This window comes from Streptomyces sp. NPDC047974, from assembly GCF_040653375.1.
GTDB lineage: Bacteria > Actinomycetota > Actinomycetes > Streptomycetales > Streptomycetaceae > Streptomyces.
This window is the reverse complement of the sequence record NZ_JBEZNU010000001.1, coordinates 416,196-432,138: the sequence shown is the minus strand read 5'-3', so window position 1 is coordinate 432,138 and position 15,943 is coordinate 416,196. Positions and strand designations below refer to the sequence as shown.

General features: G+C 73.9%; 18 protein-coding genes. 5 read left to right on the top strand and 13 right to left on the bottom strand.

Going from position 1 to position 15,943, the window contains the following annotated elements; translation table 11 throughout:
* Positions 1-169: 169 nt before the first annotated feature.
* Positions 170-847: an aspartate/glutamate racemase family protein gene (locus AB0E19_RS01895; protein WP_362171578.1), complete on the top strand. Its 678-nt coding sequence runs from the start codon at positions 170-172 to the stop codon at positions 845-847.
* A 54-nt stretch (positions 848-901) separates the two neighbouring features.
* Positions 902-2,371, top strand: a complete 1,470-nt coding sequence (locus AB0E19_RS01890) for a chlorohydrolase family protein (RefSeq protein WP_362171575.1) — start codon at positions 902-904, stop codon at positions 2,369-2,371.
* Here the strand turns inward: AB0E19_RS01890 and AB0E19_RS01885 are convergent.
* The 7 genes from AB0E19_RS01885 to AB0E19_RS01855 form a co-directional block, all read right to left on the bottom strand.
* Complete coding sequence (locus tag AB0E19_RS01885; protein WP_362171573.1) at positions 2,361-3,323, bottom strand: Gfo/Idh/MocA family oxidoreductase; 963 nt, start codon at positions 3,321-3,323, stop codon at positions 2,361-2,363. The two genes, AB0E19_RS01890 and AB0E19_RS01885, sit on opposite strands and share 11 nt — an antisense overlap.
* 1 nt (position 3,324) lies before the next feature.
* Positions 3,325-4,629: a protocatechuate 4,5-dioxygenase subunit alpha gene (gene ligA / locus AB0E19_RS01880; RefSeq protein WP_362171569.1), complete on the bottom strand. Its 1,305-nt coding sequence runs from the start codon at positions 4,627-4,629 to the stop codon at positions 3,325-3,327.
* Between the two features lie 26 nt (positions 4,630-4,655).
* Positions 4,656-5,576, bottom strand: a complete 921-nt coding sequence (locus AB0E19_RS01875) for an amidohydrolase family protein (protein WP_362171567.1) — start codon at positions 5,574-5,576, stop codon at positions 4,656-4,658.
* Between the two features lie 5 nt (positions 5,577-5,581).
* On the bottom strand, positions 5,582-6,271 hold the full coding sequence (gene ligK / locus AB0E19_RS01870) for a 4-carboxy-4-hydroxy-2-oxoadipate aldolase/oxaloacetate decarboxylase (RefSeq protein ID WP_362171564.1): 690 nt from the start codon (positions 6,269-6,271) through the stop codon (positions 5,582-5,584).
* Positions 6,272-6,297: 26 nt separating this feature from the next.
* The gene (locus AB0E19_RS01865; RefSeq protein WP_362171561.1) at positions 6,298-7,323 is read right to left on the bottom strand and encodes an amidohydrolase family protein; all 1,026 of its coding nucleotides are present in this window, start codon (positions 7,321-7,323) and stop codon (positions 6,298-6,300) included.
* 33 nt (positions 7,324-7,356) lie between these two features.
* A complete protein-coding gene (locus tag AB0E19_RS01860) occupies positions 7,357-8,583 on the bottom strand; it encodes a 4-hydroxybenzoate 3-monooxygenase (protein ID WP_362171558.1) in 1,227 nt (408 codons plus the stop codon).
* Positions 8,584-8,697: 114 nt separating this feature from the next.
* A complete protein-coding gene (locus AB0E19_RS01855) occupies positions 8,698-9,465 on the bottom strand; it encodes an IclR family transcriptional regulator (protein ID WP_362171554.1) in 768 nt (255 codons plus the stop codon).
* A 121-nt stretch (positions 9,466-9,586) separates the two neighbouring features.
* Here AB0E19_RS01855 and AB0E19_RS01850 point away from each other — a divergent pair, with 121 nt between their 5' ends.
* Positions 9,587-10,246, top strand: coding sequence for a substrate-binding domain-containing protein (locus AB0E19_RS01850; protein ID WP_362171551.1), 660 nt, complete (start codon positions 9,587-9,589; stop codon positions 10,244-10,246).
* Between the two features lie 46 nt (positions 10,247-10,292).
* On the opposite strand, the gene AB0E19_RS01845 is transcribed toward AB0E19_RS01850, so the two are convergent.
* Together AB0E19_RS01845 and AB0E19_RS01840 are read right to left on the bottom strand one after the other, a co-directional pair.
* Complete coding sequence (locus AB0E19_RS01845) at positions 10,293-10,973, bottom strand: beta-glucanase (protein ID WP_362171548.1); 681 nt, start codon at positions 10,971-10,973, stop codon at positions 10,293-10,295.
* A gap of 143 nt (positions 10,974-11,116) precedes the next feature.
* The gene (locus tag AB0E19_RS01840) at positions 11,117-11,494 is read right to left on the bottom strand and encodes a VOC family protein (RefSeq protein ID WP_362171545.1); all 378 of its coding nucleotides are present in this window, start codon (positions 11,492-11,494) and stop codon (positions 11,117-11,119) included.
* Between the two features lie 95 nt (positions 11,495-11,589).
* Between AB0E19_RS01840 and AB0E19_RS01835 the strand changes: the two genes are divergently transcribed.
* Complete coding sequence (locus tag AB0E19_RS01835) at positions 11,590-12,228, top strand: hypothetical protein (protein WP_362171542.1); 639 nt, start codon at positions 11,590-11,592, stop codon at positions 12,226-12,228.
* Here AB0E19_RS01835 and AB0E19_RS01830 read toward each other — a convergent pair.
* Positions 12,225-12,710 carry a hypothetical protein gene (locus tag AB0E19_RS01830; RefSeq protein WP_362171539.1) on the bottom strand — a complete coding sequence of 162 codons (486 nt, stop codon included), beginning with the start codon at positions 12,708-12,710 and terminating at the stop codon, positions 12,225-12,227. The genes AB0E19_RS01835 and AB0E19_RS01830 overlap by 4 nt on opposite strands.
* 39 nt (positions 12,711-12,749) lie before the next feature.
* Here AB0E19_RS01830 and AB0E19_RS01825 point away from each other — a divergent pair, with 39 nt between their 5' ends.
* A complete protein-coding gene (locus tag AB0E19_RS01825; RefSeq protein WP_362171536.1) occupies positions 12,750-13,700 on the top strand; it encodes a WYL domain-containing protein in 951 nt (316 codons plus the stop codon).
* A 38-nt stretch (positions 13,701-13,738) separates the two neighbouring features.
* Here the strand turns inward: AB0E19_RS01825 and AB0E19_RS01820 are convergent, their stop codons facing one another.
* From AB0E19_RS01820 to AB0E19_RS01810, 3 genes are all read right to left on the bottom strand, one after another.
* A complete protein-coding gene (locus AB0E19_RS01820) occupies positions 13,739-14,614 on the bottom strand; it encodes an ABC transporter permease (RefSeq protein WP_362171533.1) in 876 nt (291 codons plus the stop codon).
* Positions 14,611-15,651: an ATP-binding cassette domain-containing protein gene (locus AB0E19_RS01815; RefSeq protein ID WP_362171530.1), complete on the bottom strand. Its 1,041-nt coding sequence runs from the start codon at positions 15,649-15,651 to the stop codon at positions 14,611-14,613. The genes AB0E19_RS01820 and AB0E19_RS01815 overlap by 4 nt, the downstream gene beginning before the upstream one ends.
* A gap of 99 nt (positions 15,652-15,750) precedes the next feature.
* A complete protein-coding gene (locus AB0E19_RS01810; protein WP_362171527.1) occupies positions 15,751-15,906 on the bottom strand; it encodes a VenA family class IV lanthipeptide in 156 nt (51 codons plus the stop codon).
* Between the last annotated feature and the right edge of the window lie 37 nt (positions 15,907-15,943).

The following is a 15,943-nucleotide window of genomic DNA, read 5'->3' as shown; positions in this document are numbered from 1 at the left end:
TCCATCCTGGGTCCGGCCCGCGACCCGGACGGTCGACCCGGCGGGTACGGGTCGAGAGCGGACGGCCGAGGCGGGGGTCAGCCGATCGGTCGATACGCCCACCCGGACCATGGGCTTGGATACCGACATGCCATGGTCCGTCCGCCGCCACCGAGAAGGAGACGCACGCATGACCCTCGTCGCGCTCGTCAACCCCAACACCGACCGGGCCACGACCGCGATGATGGCCGCGATCGCGCGCCGCACCCTGCGCCCGAGGGACGGCTTCGACGTCCGCGGCGTCACCGTCGCCGCCGGCCCGCGGATGCTCGTCGACGAGGACCTGCTGCGCGCCTCGGTCCCCCACGTCCTCGACGCGGCGGACACCCTCCTCACGGGCCCGGACGGCCCCGAGGTGGCGGCCCTCGTCATCGGCGCCTTCGGCGACCCCGGCGTCGAGGAGCTCCGCGCCCGCACCGCCGTCCCCGTCATCGGCATCGCCGAGGCCGCCCTGCGCGAGGCCGGCGCGGACGGCCGGCGCTTCGGCATCGCCACCACCACCCCCGGTCTGGTCGCCGCGATCGACGCCCGCGTCGCCCGCCTCGGCCGGTCGGCCCGGTACACCGGCGTCCGACTCACCCCCGGCGACCCGCAGCGGCTGGCCGCGCGCCCCGACGAGATGACGGAGCGCCTCGCCGAAGCGGTGGAGGCGTGCGTGCGGGAGGACGGCGCCGAGGCCGTCGTGATCGGCGGCGGTCCCCTCGGCGAGGCCGCCGAAGCGCTCCGCGACCGCTTCCCGGTCCCGGTCGTCGGCCCGATCCCCGCCGCGAGCCGCGAGGTCCTGCGCCTCCTCGCCCCCGCCCGCTGAACGCCGCCGCCCGGTCCGTACCCTCGGACGACCCTCCGACCAAGGAAGCCCCGCATGCGCACCCTCGTCACCGCGAGCCACGTCGTCGGCTACGACCCCGAGGCCGACGACCACGTCCTGATCCGCGACGGCCAGGTCGTGTACGAGGGCAACCGGATCGTGCACGTGGGCCACGGCCACGACCCCGCCGACTGCGATGTCGTCGTGGACGCCGGATCGGCCCTGGTGGGCCCCGGCTTCGTGGACCTGGACGCCCTCGCGGACATCGACCACGCCCTCCTGGACACCTGGCACGCCGACGGCCGGGGACTCCAGTGGTCGCAGGAGTACGTGGACAGCGGCCCGGTGGCGGTCTTCGACGCCGACGACCGCGCCTTCCTCCGCGAGTACGCCCTCGGCCAGCTCCTCCGCAACGGCATCACCACCGCGATGCCCATCGCCGCCGAGACCCACTCCGACTGGGCCGAGACCTACGACGACCTGATGAGCGTCGCCGAGAGCGCCGCCCGTCTGGGCCTGCGCGCGTACCTGGGCCCGAGCTACCGCAGCGCCGTGCCCGTCGTCACCGCCGACGGGACCCGCACCCTCCACTGGCGCCCGGAGCGGGGAGAGGCGGGCCTGGCGGACGCGATCCGCTTCGTCCGTGACGTCGACGGCGCGCACGACGGCCTGATCCGCGGCGCGCTGCTGCCCTGCCGCATCGAGACCCTGACACCGGAGCTGATGCGCGCCACCGCCCGCGCCGCGGAGGACCTCGACTGCCTGGTACGCCTCCACTGCCTGCAGGGCACCGGTGAACTCCGGGAACTGGCGGACCGTCACCACACCACCCCGCTCGGCCTGTTGAAGGAGACGGGCCTGCTCGGCGGGCGGCTGCTGATCCCGCACGCGATCTACATCGGCGGCCACAGCGAGGTCGGCACCCCGTACGCGGGCGAGCTCGACGACCTGGCCACGATCGCCGGCATCGTCCACTGCCCGCACACGATGGTCCGGTACGGAGCGGCCCTGGAGGACTTCGACCGCTACCGCGCCGCCGGAGTCACCATCGCCATGGGCACGGACTCCTTCCCGCCGGACATGATCCGCAACATGGACTACGGCACCAACCTCTCCAAGCTGACCACCGGCCGGCTGGAGGCGGGCTCCGCCGCCGACTACTACCGCGCCGCCACCCTCGGCGGGGCGAGGGCCCTGGGCCGTGACGACCTCGGCCGCCTCGCCCCCGGGGCCCTCGCCGACCTGGTCGTCGTCCGGCTCGACGGCCCGCGCACCGGCCCGGTCGACGACCCGGTCCGCACGATGCTCATGAACACCTCGGGCGCGGACGTCGACACCGTCGTCGTCGACGGCCGCACCGTCCTGCGCGGCGGTACCGTCCCCGGCGTCGACGAGACGGCCTCGCGGCTGCGCGCCCAGGCCCTCTTCGACCGCATGAAGGACGCCTACGCGGGCCGCGACTACCTCCACCGCACCACCGCCGAGCTCTTCCCCGGCTCCTTCCGCTCCGGGGTCAGCCGCTGAGCTGCTCCTCCAGCGCCGCCAGCGTGCGGTAGCAGGCCAGCACCTGGGCGACGGAGGAGTTCGGCTCGCGGCCCTCGCGGATCGCGGCGACGAACTCGCGGTCCTGGAGCTCGATGCCGTCCATCGACACGTCGACGCCGCTCACGTCGATCGGCTCGTCCCTGCCGGTGAACAGGTCGTCGTACCGGGCGAGGTAGGTGCCGGTGTCGCCGATGTAGCGGAAGAAGGTGCCCAGCGGGCCGTCGTTGTTGAACGACAGCGACAGGGTGCAGATCGCGCCGTTCGCCGCCTGCAGCTGGATCGACATGTCCATCGCGATGCCCAGCTCGGGGTGGATCGGCCCCTGCACGGCGTTCGCCCGTACGATCGGCGAGCCGGTCTGGTAGGCGAACAGGTCGACCGTGTGCGCCGCGTGGTGCCACAGGAGGTGGTCGGTCCAGGACCGCGGCTGCCCCAGCGCGTTGAGGTTCGTCCGACGGAAGAAGTACGTCTGCACGTCCATCTGCTGGAGGGTGAACCCGCCCGCGTCGATGCGCCGCTTCACCCACTGGTGGCTGGGGTTGAAGCGCCGGGTGTGGCCCGCCATGGCGACGAGCCCGGTGCGCTCCTGCGCCGCCACGCACGCCTCGGCGTCGCCGAGCGAGTCGGCGAGCGGGATCTCGACCTGCACGTGCTTGCCCGCCTCCAGGCAGGCGAGGGTCTGCGCGGCGTGCAGCTGGGTGGGCGTGGCGAGGACGACGGCGTCGACGTCGTCCATCGCGAGCACCTCGTCGAGGGAGCCGACGGCGCGTCCCACGCCGTGCTCGGCGGCGAACTTCCGCGCGCGTTCGAGGCCGCTGCTCACCACGGCGGCCACTTCGACGCCCTCGATCCGCTTCAGCGCGGCCGCGTGCTTGGCGCCGAAGGCTCCGCCGCCGGCCAGGGCGATCCGCAGGGTCCGGTCGTCAGTCATGTCACTCCTTCTCGGCGGGCTCTTCGGCCCGGGGGCGGTTGTCCAGGATCAGGTGGCCGACGGCGGTGTTGGACGCCGGCACGTGGTAGAAGCGGTGCTCGACCGCGACCTCTCCCGAGCCGTCGACGTCGCTCAGCGCGCCGCGCGCGATCAGCCACATGACCAGCTCGATGCCCTCGGAGCCGGCCTCCTCGACGTACTCCAGGTGCGGCACCCCGGCCAGACCGGCCGGGTCGGCGACCAGCCGGTCGAGGAAGGCGTTGTCCCAGGTCCGGTTGATGAGGCCGGCGCGCGGCCCCTGGAGCTGGTGGCTCATGCCGCCGGTGCCCCACACCTGCACCTTCAGCGGCCGGTCGTACGACTCGATCGCCTTCCGCAGCGCCTGGCCGAGCCGGAAGCAGCGGGCGCCGGAGGGGACCGGGTACTGCACCACGTTGACGTGGAACGGGATGACCTTGCACGGCCACTTCTCCACGGCGCCGAACATCAGCGACAGCGGCACGGTCAGTCCGTGGTCGACGGCCATCTCGTTGGCGAGGGTGAGGTCGAAGTCGTCGCGGATGAGGGAGTGCGCGAGGTGCGCCGCCAGGTCGGGGTCGCCCTCGACGGCGGGCACGGGCCGGGGGCCGTACCCCTCGTCGGCGATCGGGTAGGAGGCGCCGGTGCCGAGGACGAAGGTCGGGACGAGCGACTGGTCGAAGGCGCTGGCGTGGTCGTTGTAGACGAGGACGACGACGTCGGGCACGTTCTCCCGCAGCCACGCCCTGGAGTGCTCGTACCCCTCGAACACCGGGCGCCAGTACGGCTCTTCGGTCTTCCCGTGGTCCATCGCCGCGCCGATCGCGGGGACGTGCGAGGTGAAGACGGCTCCGGTGACCTTCGCGTGCTCGGCCGGGGCGGCGGGGGCGTGGGCGGCTTCGAGGACGGCGTGGTCGATGCGGTTGCCCTCCACGGAGCGGCCGCCGCCGGCCATCATGGCCCGGTACTCCTCCTCGGTCATGCCGGTCATCGAGCCGGCCATCCGCTGGAACGAGAAGCCCAGCGTGGCACCCCACTTGGCGAGGAAGTAGATGTTCCCGCCCTCGCGCATGGCGGCGTTGAGGTCGCGGTCGAGCAGCGCCCGCTTCTGTTCCTCGCGCAGCGGCCAGGCGTCCAGGTAGGCGCGCTCGTCGGCGAGGTACGCGGCGCGGTTCTCGGCCGTCATCAGCGACATGCAGAACTGGTTGAGGTGGTATCCCTTGGCCGACTGCTCGGCGTCGAAGACGGTCGTCCCCGGAACCAGCTTGTAGGTCTTGTCCAGCGGCATGGCCGGAACTCCGATCGTGGTGGGGGTCAGTCGGCCTCGGGCCAGTACAGGCGCGTCGGGTTGTCGACGAGCAGCTTCCGCAGGAGCTCCGGCGTCGGGGCGATGTGCGGGACGAAGTCGACGAGGAGGCCGTCGTCGGGCATGTGGTCGGTGAGGTTGGGGTGCGGCCAGTCGGTGCCCCACAGCACCCGGTCGGGGAACTCCTCGACCACGCGCCGGGCGAAGGGGACGACGTCGCGGTACGCCCGCCGCTCCCCGTCGAGGGCCGGCGGGCCGCTCACGGTCAGCCGCTCCGGGCACGTCACCTTGCACCAGATGTCGGTGCGGGCCCGCAGGAAGTCCAGGAAGGCCTCGAAGTCGGGCCCGTCGGGGTCCTTCGCGGTGTCCGGGCGGCCCATGTGGTCGACGACCAGCGGCACGGGTAGCGACAGGAGGAAGTCCCGCAGGTCGGGCAGGTCGGCCGACTCGAAGTAGACGACGACGTGCCAGCCGTACGGCGCGACCTTCTCGACGACGTCCAGGAGGTCCTGCCGGGGCGACGCGTCCACCAGCCGATTCACGAAGGTGAACCGCACCCCGCGCACACCGGCCTCGTGCAGCTCCCGCACCTCGGCGTCGGTGACGTCGGGCCGCAGCGTCGCCACGCCCCTGGCCAGCCCGCCGGAGGCCCGCAGCGCGTCGACCATGGCGGAGTTGTCGGCGCCGTGGCAGGTGGCCTGCACGACGACGTTGCGGCTGAAGCCGAGGTGGTCGCGGAGCGCGAAGAGCTGCTCCTTGGAGGCGTCGCAGGGCGTGTACTTGCGCTCGGGGGCGTACGGGAACTCCTCGCCCGGCCCGAAGACGTGGCAGTGCGCGTCGACGGCGCCGACGGGCAGCCGGAACGCGGGCCGGCTCGGACCGGCGTACCAGTCCAGCCAGCCCGGCGTCTTCTCGAAACTGCTGCTCATCGTCCTCAGTCCTCGTAGCGCAGTCCGAGCTCGGCCAGCGGGCCGCGCATCCCGTACATGTCCAGGCCGAGCTTCCCCGCGCGGAACTGTGCGCGCTTGCCCTCCTCGTTCGCCTCGCGGGCGGCCGAGACCGCGGCCACCTCGGCGGCCCGCTCGCGCGGCACCACGACGACGCCGTCGGCGTCCGCGACGACCACGTCACCGGGCCGGACGAGGGCGTTGCCGCAGACGACCGGCACGTTGACCGAGCCGAGGGTGGCCTTGACGGTGCCCTTGGCGTTGACCGCGCGGGAGAAGACCGGGAAGTCCATGCCCTCCAGGTCGGCGACGTCGCGGACCCCGCCGTCGATGACGAGGCCCCGGCAGCCGCGGGCGCGGAAGGAGGTGGCGAGCAGCTCGCCGAAGAAGCCGTCCTCGCTCTCCGTCGTGCAGGCGGCGACGACGACGTCGCCGTCCTGGATCTGCTCGGCGGCGACGTGCAGCATCCAGTTGTCGCCGGGCTGCAGGAGCACGGTCACGGCCGTGCCGCACATCCGGGCCTTCGGGTAGACGGGGCGCAGGTAGGGGCGCATCAGCCCGACCCGGCCCATCGCCTCGTGGACGGTGGCGACGCCGTACTTCGACAGCGCGGCGACGGCCTGCGGGTCGGCCCGGTCGATCGTCGTGCGGACGACGCCGATCTCGGTGTGTTCCATGCGTGCTTCTCCTGGAAGGTGTGGGGTCAGCGGCCGGCCGCGGCGAGTCGGGCGGCGAGTCGGGGGTAGACGCGCAGGGCGTTGCCGGAGTAGACGGCGGCGCGTTCCGCGTCCGACAGGTGCGGGGTGGCGTCGACGTACCGCTTGGTGTCGTCGAAGTGGTGGCCGGTGCGCGGGTCGACGTCGCGGACCGCGCCGATCATCTCGCTGGCGAAGAGGACGGACCGGCTGGGCACCACCCGCGTGAGGAGGTCGATGCCGGGCTGGTGGTAGACGCAGGTGTCGAAGAAGACGTTGTCGAGCAGCGCCTCCGGGTCCGGCCTGCCGAGCGCCATCGCGAGGCCGCGGAACCTGCCCCAGTGGTAGGGGACGGCGCCGCCGCCGTGCGGGATGACGAACCGCAGCGTCGGGAAGTCGGCGAAGAGGTCGCCCTGCACGAGCTGCATGAACGCCGTGGTGTCGGCGTTCAGATAGTGCGCGCCGGTGGTGTGGAAGGCCGGGTTGCAGGAGGTGCTGACGTGGATCATCGCCGGGATGTCGTACGCGACCATCGCCTCGTACAGCGGGTACCAGCTGCGGTCGGTCAGCGGCGGGGCGGTCCAACGGCCGCCCGACGGATCGGGGTTGAGGTTCACCGTCACGGCGCCCAACTCCTCGACCGCACGGGCCAGTTCGGGCAGGCAGGTCGCGGGGTCGACGCCCGGGGACTGCGGCAGCATCGCGCCCATGGCGAACCGGTCGGGGTAGAGGGTGCTCACCCGGTGGACCAGGTCGTTGCAGATCCTTGCCCACGCCGAGGAGACGGCGAAGTCGCCGATGTGGTGGGCCATGAAGCTGGCCCGCGGCGAGAAGACCGTGAGGTCGCTGCCGCGCTCGTCCATCAGGCGCAGCTGGTTGCCCTCGATCGCCGCGCGCAGCTCGTCGTCGGTGATGACCAACTCGGCGGGGTCGGGGGAGGGGCCGCGGCCCTCGACGGCGGCGATCTGGCGGTCGCGCCACTCCGCGAGCTGCGGAGGGGCGGTGGTGAAGTGACCGTGACAGTCGATGATCATGGGGAAGCCTCGTGCTCGTCGTGGTCGGCGGGTTCAGCGCTCGCGGGTGGGCCAGCCGGTGTACTGCTCGGCCAGATACGTCCGTCCGGCGCGCGTCCCCACCACGTTCTCCAGCTCGCCGAGCTGCCGCCGCAGGTCGAAGGCGGAGGACCCGGGCCCGGTGTGCAGCAGCCGGGTCATCCAGTACGAGAAGTTCTGCGCCCGCCACACCCGGCGCAGCGCGCGCGGCTGGTACTCCTCCAGCGCGGCCTCACCTGCCACGCCCAGCGCCCGCGGCAGCACGTCGGCGAGCACCTTCACGTCGTGCAGCGCCAGGTTGAGCCCACGCGCGCCGGTCGGCGGCACCGTGTGCGCGGCGTCCCCGGCGAGCAACAGCGAACCCCAGCGCATCGGCTCCTGCACGAAGGAGCGGAACCGCAGCACCGTCTTCTCGGTGATCGGCCCCTCCTCCAGCCGGAAGCCGTCCTCGCCGGCCACCCGCGCCTGGAGCGTCTCCCAGATCCGGTCGTCGGACCAGGCGTCGGGCGTGTCGTCGGGGGAGCACTGGAAGTACATGCGCTGCACGGCCTCCGTGCGCTGGCTGATCAGCGCGAATCCGTGCTCGGAGTGCGCGTACACCAGCTCGGGCGCGCTCATCGGCGCCTCGGCGAGGATCCCGAACCAGGCGAAGGGGTACTCCTTGCCGTACCGCACCCGCCGGTCCTCCGGCACCAGGTCGCGGCACATGCTCCGCGAGCCGTCGGCGCCGACGACGTACCGCGCCCGGATCTCGTGCCGGGTCCCGTCCGGCGCCGTGTAGCGCACCCGCGGGGCGTCGGTGGTGACGTCGAGGACCTCGGTGTCGCGGACCCCGAAGTGGACCGTGCCGCCGTCGCGTTCGCGGGCGTCCGCCAGGTCGGTGAAGACGTCGGTCTGCGGGTACAGCCACACGGACGCGTCGACGAGCTCCCGGAAGTCGATCCGGTACGCGCGCCCCGCCGACCGCAGCTCGACGCCCTCGTGCTCGTACCCCTCCCGCAGGATCCGGTCCGAGACCCCGGTGTCGACCAGGTCCCGGGCCACGTCGGCCTCCAGGATCCCGGCCCGCTGGGTCGTCTCGATCTCGTGGCGGGTGCGGGTGTCGAGCGCGATCGTCTCGATCCCGGCGCGGCCGAGGAGGTGCGTCAGCATGAGGCCCGCGGGCCCCGCGCCGACCACCGCGACCGGGACCGGGACGACGGAGTCGACGGGGACGTCGGGGACGTCGGGGACGTCGGCCATGGCATCTCCCCAGCAGGTGTGAGCGATCCGAACGGTTCGGAACGGCCCGAACGCTGCCAGCCTGGCCTGCCCCCGGTCTGCGGCGTTTCCGTCAGGCGGAAGCCGGTCCCGAACTCACTCCGTCGTCCGCGTCCGCCTGCCGAGTTCGTCGGAGATCCCGTACGCGGCCCGCAGCAGCGGCTCGCGCAGCTGATGCGCCCGGTCGGCGCCCTGTGCCGTGACCACGATCCCGAGCGCCGCGTCCACCGGCCCCGACCGTCCGATCCGCACCGGCGCGGCGACCGCCACCGTGCTCTCCGACAACTGCCGGTCGCTGACGAAGACCTGTTCCCGGCGGATCCGGTCCAACTGCGCCCGCAGCGTCTTCGGATCGGTGACGGTGTGCGGGGTCCACGCCCGCTGCGGCGCGCCCAGGACCTCCTCCTGGAGGTCCCTCGGGGCGTGCGCCAGGAGCACCCGCCCCATGCCCGTCGCCCCCACGGGGAACCGGGTCCCGACCCCGGTGAGCAGCTCCACCGACCGGTGCCCGGCGATCCGCTCCACGAACACCAGCTCGGTGCCCTCGCGCACCGCGAGCTGCACGTTCTCGTGCGTCACCTCATAGAGGTCCTGCATGAACGGCAGCGCCACGTCGCGCAGGATCTGCGTCCGGGGACAGCCCGAGGCGATCTCCCAGAGCCGCAGCCCCACGTGCCACGCCCCGTCCTCGCCCCGCTCCAGGGCTCCCCACGCGGCCAGCTCGCTCACCACCCGGTGCGCGGTGCTCAGGGCCAGGCCGGTCCGCTGGGCGATCTCGGATAGTGTCTGCGCCGGGTGCTCACGGTCGAAGACCGCGAGCACCTCCAGTACCTTGCCTGCCGCCGTGCTCCGGGTCGTGCTCACGCCGCCAGTCTCGCAGACCCGCCCGAGCCGCCGGCCGCGCTCCTCTCCCGATGCCGATCCCGATCCCGACGCGACGACGTGAGGCCTCGACATGCACCGAGAACTCGTAGGACTCTCCTCGATGGCGACCCGCCCGGTCCTCGCGGAGCTCGGCGCGCACCTCCGCCTGGCCGACGGGACGCGGATGCGCTTCGAGTCCGCGGGCGGGGTGGAGATCGCGCGCCGGGTGCGCGAGGGCGCCGAGGCGGACCTCCTCGTCCTCGCCGCCGACGCGGTGACCGCCCTGGAGCGGGACGGACACGTGGTGCCGGGAACGGCCCGCCCGCTGTGGGTCTCCCCGGTCGTCGCCGCCGTTCCGGCGGACGCCCCGGCCCCGGCCTTCGACACGGTCGACGACCTCCGCACCGCCCTCACCTCGGCGACCGCCATCGCCTACTCCACCGGCCCCAGCGGCACGGCCCTGCTGGACCTGCTCCACCGTCTCGCCCTGGCCGACACCCTCGCCGACCGCCTGGTCCAGGCTCCGCCCGGCGTCCCCGCCGGCAGCCTCCTCGCCTCCGGCCGGGCCGATCTGGCCTTCCAGCAGCACAGCGAACTGATGGACCTCCCGGGCGTCGCCGTCCTCGGCCCCCTGCCCGGCGACACGGCCATCACCTCGCTCTTCGGCGCCGCCGTCCTCGCCGCCACCACCGCCCCGGCCCGCGCCCGGGAGGCCCTGGCCCTCCTGGCCGGCGACGAGGCGGCGCGGCGCGCCGCGGCCCGCGGAATGACCAGGGCCTGACGCGGGGCACCCAGGCCCGCCGGGCAGGCCCGGGGCACGGTTTCCGTCACCCGCGGCTCCGGAAGACCCGCAGATCCGCCACCTCGAAGGACATCTCGGTCGTCCCGGGATCGGGCGCGGGGTGGTAACGGCCCGCGCAGACCGAGAGGTTGACGATCAGGCAGGCGTGCCAGGAGCGCCCGACGCCCCGGCCGTCTGCGAAGACCCGGGTGCCGTTCACCCACCACACCACGGACCGCGCCCCGAACTCGGTCCGCAGCTCCACCCACCCCCCGGGCCGGACGTCGGGCGAACGGTGGTAGTGATGCGTGCCCCGCACGCGGTTGGAGAGCTCCAGCAGGTCGGGGTTGTCCGGGTGGTACTCGAAGACGTCGATCTCCTGCCCGCCGTCGCGCCAGGTCCAGATCGCCGGCCAGGCCCCCGTCTCCGACGGCAGCCGCACCCGGGCCTCCAGCACGTCCCCCGCCCGGACCTCGAACGCCTCCTCGCTGCCCTCGGTCGTCAGCAGCCCGCTGTCCCACAGGCCGTCGGGCCGCCGGGTCGCCCGGAAGACGCCCGAGCGGCAGTAGGCGGGATCGTCCACGAGGTGGTCGAGCTTGTTGTCGAGCGGGTTGACCGGCCCGCCGTCCGGATAGGCCCAGGAACGCCCGGCGACCCACTGCGAGGGCGAGCCGAAGTCGGCGGCGAACACCGGCTCGTCGGGCGACGGGGGATACGGCACGGACATGGCGGCTCCTCGCGGGGTGAATCGGCCGACAACGGACACGCCATGGCTCCCCGCTCCCGCGCCCCCCATGCGGAATCGCAAATTCCTGTCCGGAACTCGTCACGGGTCCGCCGGTCCCGCGCCCGCCCCGGGGAACGGCGCGCTCAGTCCCGCACGAGGCAGAACGGGTGCCCCGCCGGATCCGCGTACACCCGCCAACTCCGCTTCCCGTCACCGCCGTCGAGGAGCGTCGCCCCCAGCGCGAGGACCTCCGCCCCGGCCCGCTCCGGATCCGCCACGCCCAGGTCGAGGTGGAACTGCTGGGGGTGGACGGGATCCGGCCAGCGAGGCGGCCGGTACGCGGCCACCCGCTGGAACGCCAGCACGAGCCCGCCGTCCCCGTGCAGCGTCGCCCAGTCGTCGTCGAGCGTCCACCGGGGATCGGGCCGGTTGACCTCGCCCCCGAGCAACGACGCGTAGAAACGGGCGAGTTCCATGACGTCGGGACAGTCCAGCACCACGCATTGCAGCTTTCCGATCATGCGGAGCAGACTAGGGGACCACTGTGGTCGAGGCGGGCCGGACCGGAGGCGGGGGAATGGTGCGAGGGTCGAGAGCCGGCGCTCTCCTGGCATGCGTGGTGCTGGCCGTGACCTCCTGCGCGGGCACGGAGAGCCCGGCGCGGACGCCGACGGCGTCGGCGTCCGCAACGGCGTCGCCGAGCCCCACGCCGTCCGCCGGCGCCACCACCACCATCGGGAGCGTGGAGGACGCCGTCGCCGCAGCGGGCGAGACGATGCGGGCCGCCGCCACCGGACGCAACGCGCCCGGTCCCCAGGGACTGCTGGTCGCCGCCGAGTCGACCGGCGGGGCGCTCTTCGTCTGGGAGACCCCGGACGGCCGGTTCTGCCACGGTGCCGCCGTCGGAATGACCATGGTGGCCTGCGCCTCGGCTCCCCACACGCCGCCGGTGGGGGAGAAGCCCCGGCTCGTCCGCCTGGTCGCCATGGCGGCCGTCGGCTGGAACGTGGTCTTCGGCGCCGAGCACGAGACCGTCGAGTCCGTGACCTGCGACGGCGTACCGGTCCCCGTGAAGGACGTCGGCGTCATGGCGGACGGCCGGCGGCGGGTCCACGCCGTCGAGTTCCCCGATCTGACGGTCGGCACGGTCGACGTCCGGGTGCGGAGGGGCTCCCGCGTCGTCACCGAGCCCCTCACCCTGATGACCCCCGGGAAGGGGGACACGGCGAAGCTCGCGTCCTGCGGGATGAGCTAGTCCGTCGTGCCCGAGCGGAGCGCGTCCGCGAGGTACGCGGGGAGGTCCGGGGTGTCGGGGGCGAGGACGTGGCGGATCCAGGCGGCGCGTTCGTGCGCGAGCGGCGCCAGCTCCCAGACGCAGCCGATCCACGAGCGGTCCCGGGCCGTGCCCGTGAGGCGGACGAAGTGGGTGGGGTCGGTGTCGGGGCAATCGAGCGCGGGCTGGCCGGCCGCGGCGCCCGCGAAGTGGAGCACGTTGTCCCACGCCCAGCTGTAGACGTTGAGGTACGCCCCGGTGTCGTCGCCCCGGTGGAGGACGGCGAAGCTCGCCGCCGGGGTGCCGTCCGGCTCCGGCAGGAGCTCGGGGAGCAGCGCGTAGGCGGCCTTCTCCACCTCCGGTTCGATCCCGTCCGGGTCGGCCGTGACGTGGTAGCGCTTGACGTGCCGGCCGCCGATCCCGACGGCCTCCAGGGCGATGAGGTGCTTCTCCGCGTAAGCCATGGCTGGACTGTAGGAGGACTTCACTGACACCTTGTGTCAGTGAAGTCGAGCCGACTGCTGACGATCCTTCTGCTCCTGGAGACCCGCGGCCGGATGACCGCCACCGAGCTCGCCGAGGAGCTGGAGGTCTCCGTCCGCACCGTCTACCGGGACGTCGAGGCGCTGCACACCGCGGGCGTGCCGCTCTACGGCGACGCCGGGCACCGCGGCGGCTACCGGCTGCTCGCCGGCCACCGCTCCCGCCTCACCGGCCTGTACGCGCGCGAGGCCGAGGCGCTCGTGCTCGCCGGGCTGCCCGGCGCGGCCGAGGAACTCGGCCTCGGCGCCCACTTCGCCGACGCCCAGCTGAAACTGCGTGCCGCGCTGCCCGCCCCGCTCCGCGAGCACGTCGACCGGCTGCGCGCCCGCTTCCACATCGACGCCCCCGGCTGGTACGCGGAGGACGACGACACCCGCTTCCTGCCGCAGGTCGCCGAGGCCGTCCGCGCCGGGCGGGTGCTCGCCGTCCGCTACCGGCGCTGGAAGGAGCCGACCGACGTCGACCGGCGCCTCGCACCGTACGGCCTGGTGCTCAAGGCAGGCCGCTGGTACCTCGTCGCCGGGCCGGGACCGCGGACGTACCGGGTCGACCGGATCCTGGACCTGACCGTCACCGACGAGGAGGCGGACCGCCCCGAGGGCTTCGACCTCGCCGCGCACTGGCGGGCCTGCCAGGAGGACTTCCACGCCCGCCTCCACCAGGGCGAGGCCGTCGTCCGGATCTCCCCGCGCGGCGCCGCCCGGCTCACCGGCGCCGCCGCCCGCGCCCTCGCCGAGAACGGCGTCCCCGAACCCGACGGCTGGACCCGCGCCACCCTCCCCGTCGAGACCCCCGACCACGCCCACGCCACCCTCCTCGCCCTCGGCACGGACGTCGAGGTCCTCGCCCCGCCCGCCCTCCGCGACCGCATCGCCGCCACGGCCCGGACCCTGGCGGCCCGGTACGGCTGACCCGGGCGCGGACGGGGACCCGCACCCGGTCGGGCCGGCTACTCCGGGCGGCCGAAGCGGCGGGCCGCCCAGAGGAGGGCCGTCACGCCCACCGCCAGGAGGAGGCCCGCTTCGAGGAGGAGCGGTGGCTGGTGGCCGGCCCAGGCGAGGCCGTCGGCCGCCGCCTGTTCCGGCGCCCGGAGGGCGATCGAGCGGCGCAGGACGTCCACGCCGTACGCGAGGGGGTTCGCCGCCGCCAGGGCCTGCGCCCAACCGGGCAGGGACGTCAGGGGGAAGAAGCCGCCGGAGAGGAAGAGGAGCGGCATCATCACCAGGCCGAGCAGCGTGTGGAAGGTCTCCGGAGCGCGCAGGCCCACGGCCAGCGCCAGGGACAGCGCGGTGATGGCGAACGACGCGAGGACCATGCCGCCGAGCAGCAGCGCGAGCAGCACCGGGTCGTACGGGATCCCCACCGTGCCCGCCAGGAGGAGGAGCACCGCGCCCTGGACCGTCGCCACCAGCGTGCCGCCGGCGCAGCTGCCGAGGAGGAGGGTGGCGCGGCCCACGGGGGCCATGAGGAGTTCGCGGAGGTAGCCGCTCTGCCGGTCGGTGATCAGCCGGATCCCGACCATGATCGCCGGGGTCTGCACGGTCATCATCAGCATTCCCGGGAAGAGGTACGTCCGGTAGCCGACGCCGAGGGAGGCGGCGGGGATCAGCGCCGCCAGGCCGCCGCCCAGGATGAAGAGGTACAGGACCGGGTGGAGCAGCATCAGCGCGGTGGGGACCCGCTGGCAGGCGAGGCGGAGCAGATCGCGGTGGACCAGGGCGTGCACCGCGCGCAGTTCGTGCCGGAGTCCGGTGCCGGGCCGGGCGGTCGTGGCCGCGCCCGCGCCCGCGCCTGTGCCTGTGCCTGTGCCGGTGAGGGTCGTCATCGGCCGTTCCCTTCCCCCGGGGTCATGCTGCGGCCGGTGTGGTGGAAGAAGACGTCGTCGAGCGTGGGCGGGGTGGCGGAGGCGGCGTGGACGGCGATGCCGTGTGAGCCGAGCGCCGCGCACAGGCGGGGGATCCAGGTACTGCCCTCGGGCACGCGCAGCCAGAGGCCGTCCCCGTCGACCGTGACGGGCCGGCCGGGCGGGGCGAGCGCGGCGACGACCCGCCGCGCGCCCGCGTCGTCGCTCGTGCGCAGCGCCACCCGGTCGTCCCCGATCGCCGCCTTCACCTCGTGCGGCGTCCCCTGCGCCACCAGCCGGCCCCGGTCGACGATGGCGAGACGGTCGCAGTGCTCCGCCTCGTCGAGATAGTGGGTGGTGACGAAGAGCGTGCTGCCGTGCCGGTCGCGCAGCGTCCGCAGGTGGTCCCGGACGAGGACGCGGGCGTGCGGGTCGAGGCCCGTGGTCGGCTCGTCGAGGAACAGCACGCCGGGCGAGTGCAGCAGCTGGCGGGCGAGCTCCAGACGCCGCCGCATGCCGCCCGACAGGGTGCGGACGGGCGCGCGGCGCCGGTCGGACAGACCGGCGACGTCGAGCGCCTCGGCCGTGCGGCGGCGGGCCTCGCCGCGGGGGAGCCCGTACAGGCGCGCGTGGACGCGGAGGTTCTGCTCGGCCGTCAGGTCGGTGTCGAGGGCGCTGTGCTGGAAGAGCAGCCCGACCCTGCTCCGTACCAGGTCGGGCTCGGTGAGCACGTCGGCGCCCGCCACCGTCGCGCACCCGGAGGTGGGGCGGGTGAGGGCGCAGAGCATCGCGATGGTCGTGGACTTCCCGGCGCCGTTGGGGCCGAGGAACGCGAACGTCTCCCCCTGGCGCACGTCCAGATCGAGCCCGCGCACCGCGTGCGTGGGGGTGCCGTCCGGTCCCCGGAAGCTCTTGACGAGGCCGCGCGTGCGGATGGCGGAGGGGACGGGGCCGGCCGACGGTGTGGGGCGCGCGGCGGCGGTGCGGGGGGAGTCGTGGTCACCGGGGTGCAGCGGCATGGTCTCGTCCTCGTCGGTGGGGCCGGGCGGGCGGGCCGGGGCCTCGCCCCGGCCGGTGGCTGTCCCGGGACAGCCACCGACCGGGGGAGGCGACGCGGGCTACGCGCAGCTGATACCGATACAGACGGTGTTGAGGAGCGTCAGCAGGCCGACGCACTCGCAGGTGGCGCCGAAGGCCGCGCCGTCGACACCGACCGGCTCGGTCTCCGGAAGGGCGTGCAGGCGGGCGAGGAGGTCGAGGTCCTTGTTCTCCATGGTCTTCTCCTTCTTCGTGGTGTGTCGTGTTTCTTTG

Excerpts from the sequence above, each read along its gene's own strand:
- ligA (WP_362171569.1), bottom strand. The coding sequence starts at position 4,629 with ATGCCGCTGGACAAGACCTACAAGCTGGTTCCGGGGACGACCGTCTTC.
- AB0E19_RS01810 (WP_362171527.1), bottom strand. The coding sequence starts at position 15,906 with ATGGAGAACAAGGACCTCGACCTCCTCGCCCGCCTGCACGCCCTTCCG.
- AB0E19_RS01845 (WP_362171548.1), bottom strand. The coding sequence starts at position 10,973 with ATGTCCGTGCCGTATCCCCCGTCGCCCGACGAGCCGGTGTTCGCCGCC.
- AB0E19_RS01890 (WP_362171575.1), top strand. The coding sequence starts at position 902 with ATGCGCACCCTCGTCACCGCGAGCCACGTCGTCGGCTACGACCCCGAG.
- AB0E19_RS01850 (WP_362171551.1), top strand. The coding sequence starts at position 9,587 with ATGGCGACCCGCCCGGTCCTCGCGGAGCTCGGCGCGCACCTCCGCCTG.
- ligK (WP_362171564.1), bottom strand. The coding sequence starts at position 6,271 with ATGGAACACACCGAGATCGGCGTCGTCCGCACGACGATCGACCGGGCC.
- AB0E19_RS01865 (WP_362171561.1), bottom strand. The coding sequence starts at position 7,323 with ATGATCATCGACTGTCACGGTCACTTCACCACCGCCCCTCCGCAGCTC.
- AB0E19_RS01885 (WP_362171573.1), bottom strand. The coding sequence starts at position 3,323 with ATGACTGACGACCGGACCCTGCGGATCGCCCTGGCCGGCGGCGGAGCC.
- AB0E19_RS01815 (WP_362171530.1), bottom strand. The coding sequence starts at position 15,651 with ATGCCGCTGCACCCCGGTGACCACGACTCCCCCCGCACCGCCGCCGCG.
- AB0E19_RS01840 (WP_362171545.1), bottom strand. The coding sequence starts at position 11,494 with ATGATCGGAAAGCTGCAATGCGTGGTGCTGGACTGTCCCGACGTCATG.
- AB0E19_RS01830 (WP_362171539.1), bottom strand. The coding sequence starts at position 12,710 with ATGGCTTACGCGGAGAAGCACCTCATCGCCCTGGAGGCCGTCGGGATC.
- AB0E19_RS01860 (WP_362171558.1), bottom strand. The coding sequence starts at position 8,583 with ATGGCCGACGTCCCCGACGTCCCCGACGTCCCCGTCGACTCCGTCGTC.
- AB0E19_RS01875 (WP_362171567.1), bottom strand. The coding sequence starts at position 5,576 with ATGAGCAGCAGTTTCGAGAAGACGCCGGGCTGGCTGGACTGGTACGCC.
- AB0E19_RS01895 (WP_362171578.1), top strand. The coding sequence starts at position 170 with ATGACCCTCGTCGCGCTCGTCAACCCCAACACCGACCGGGCCACGACC.
- AB0E19_RS01820 (WP_362171533.1), bottom strand. The coding sequence starts at position 14,614 with ATGACGACCCTCACCGGCACAGGCACAGGCACAGGCGCGGGCGCGGGC.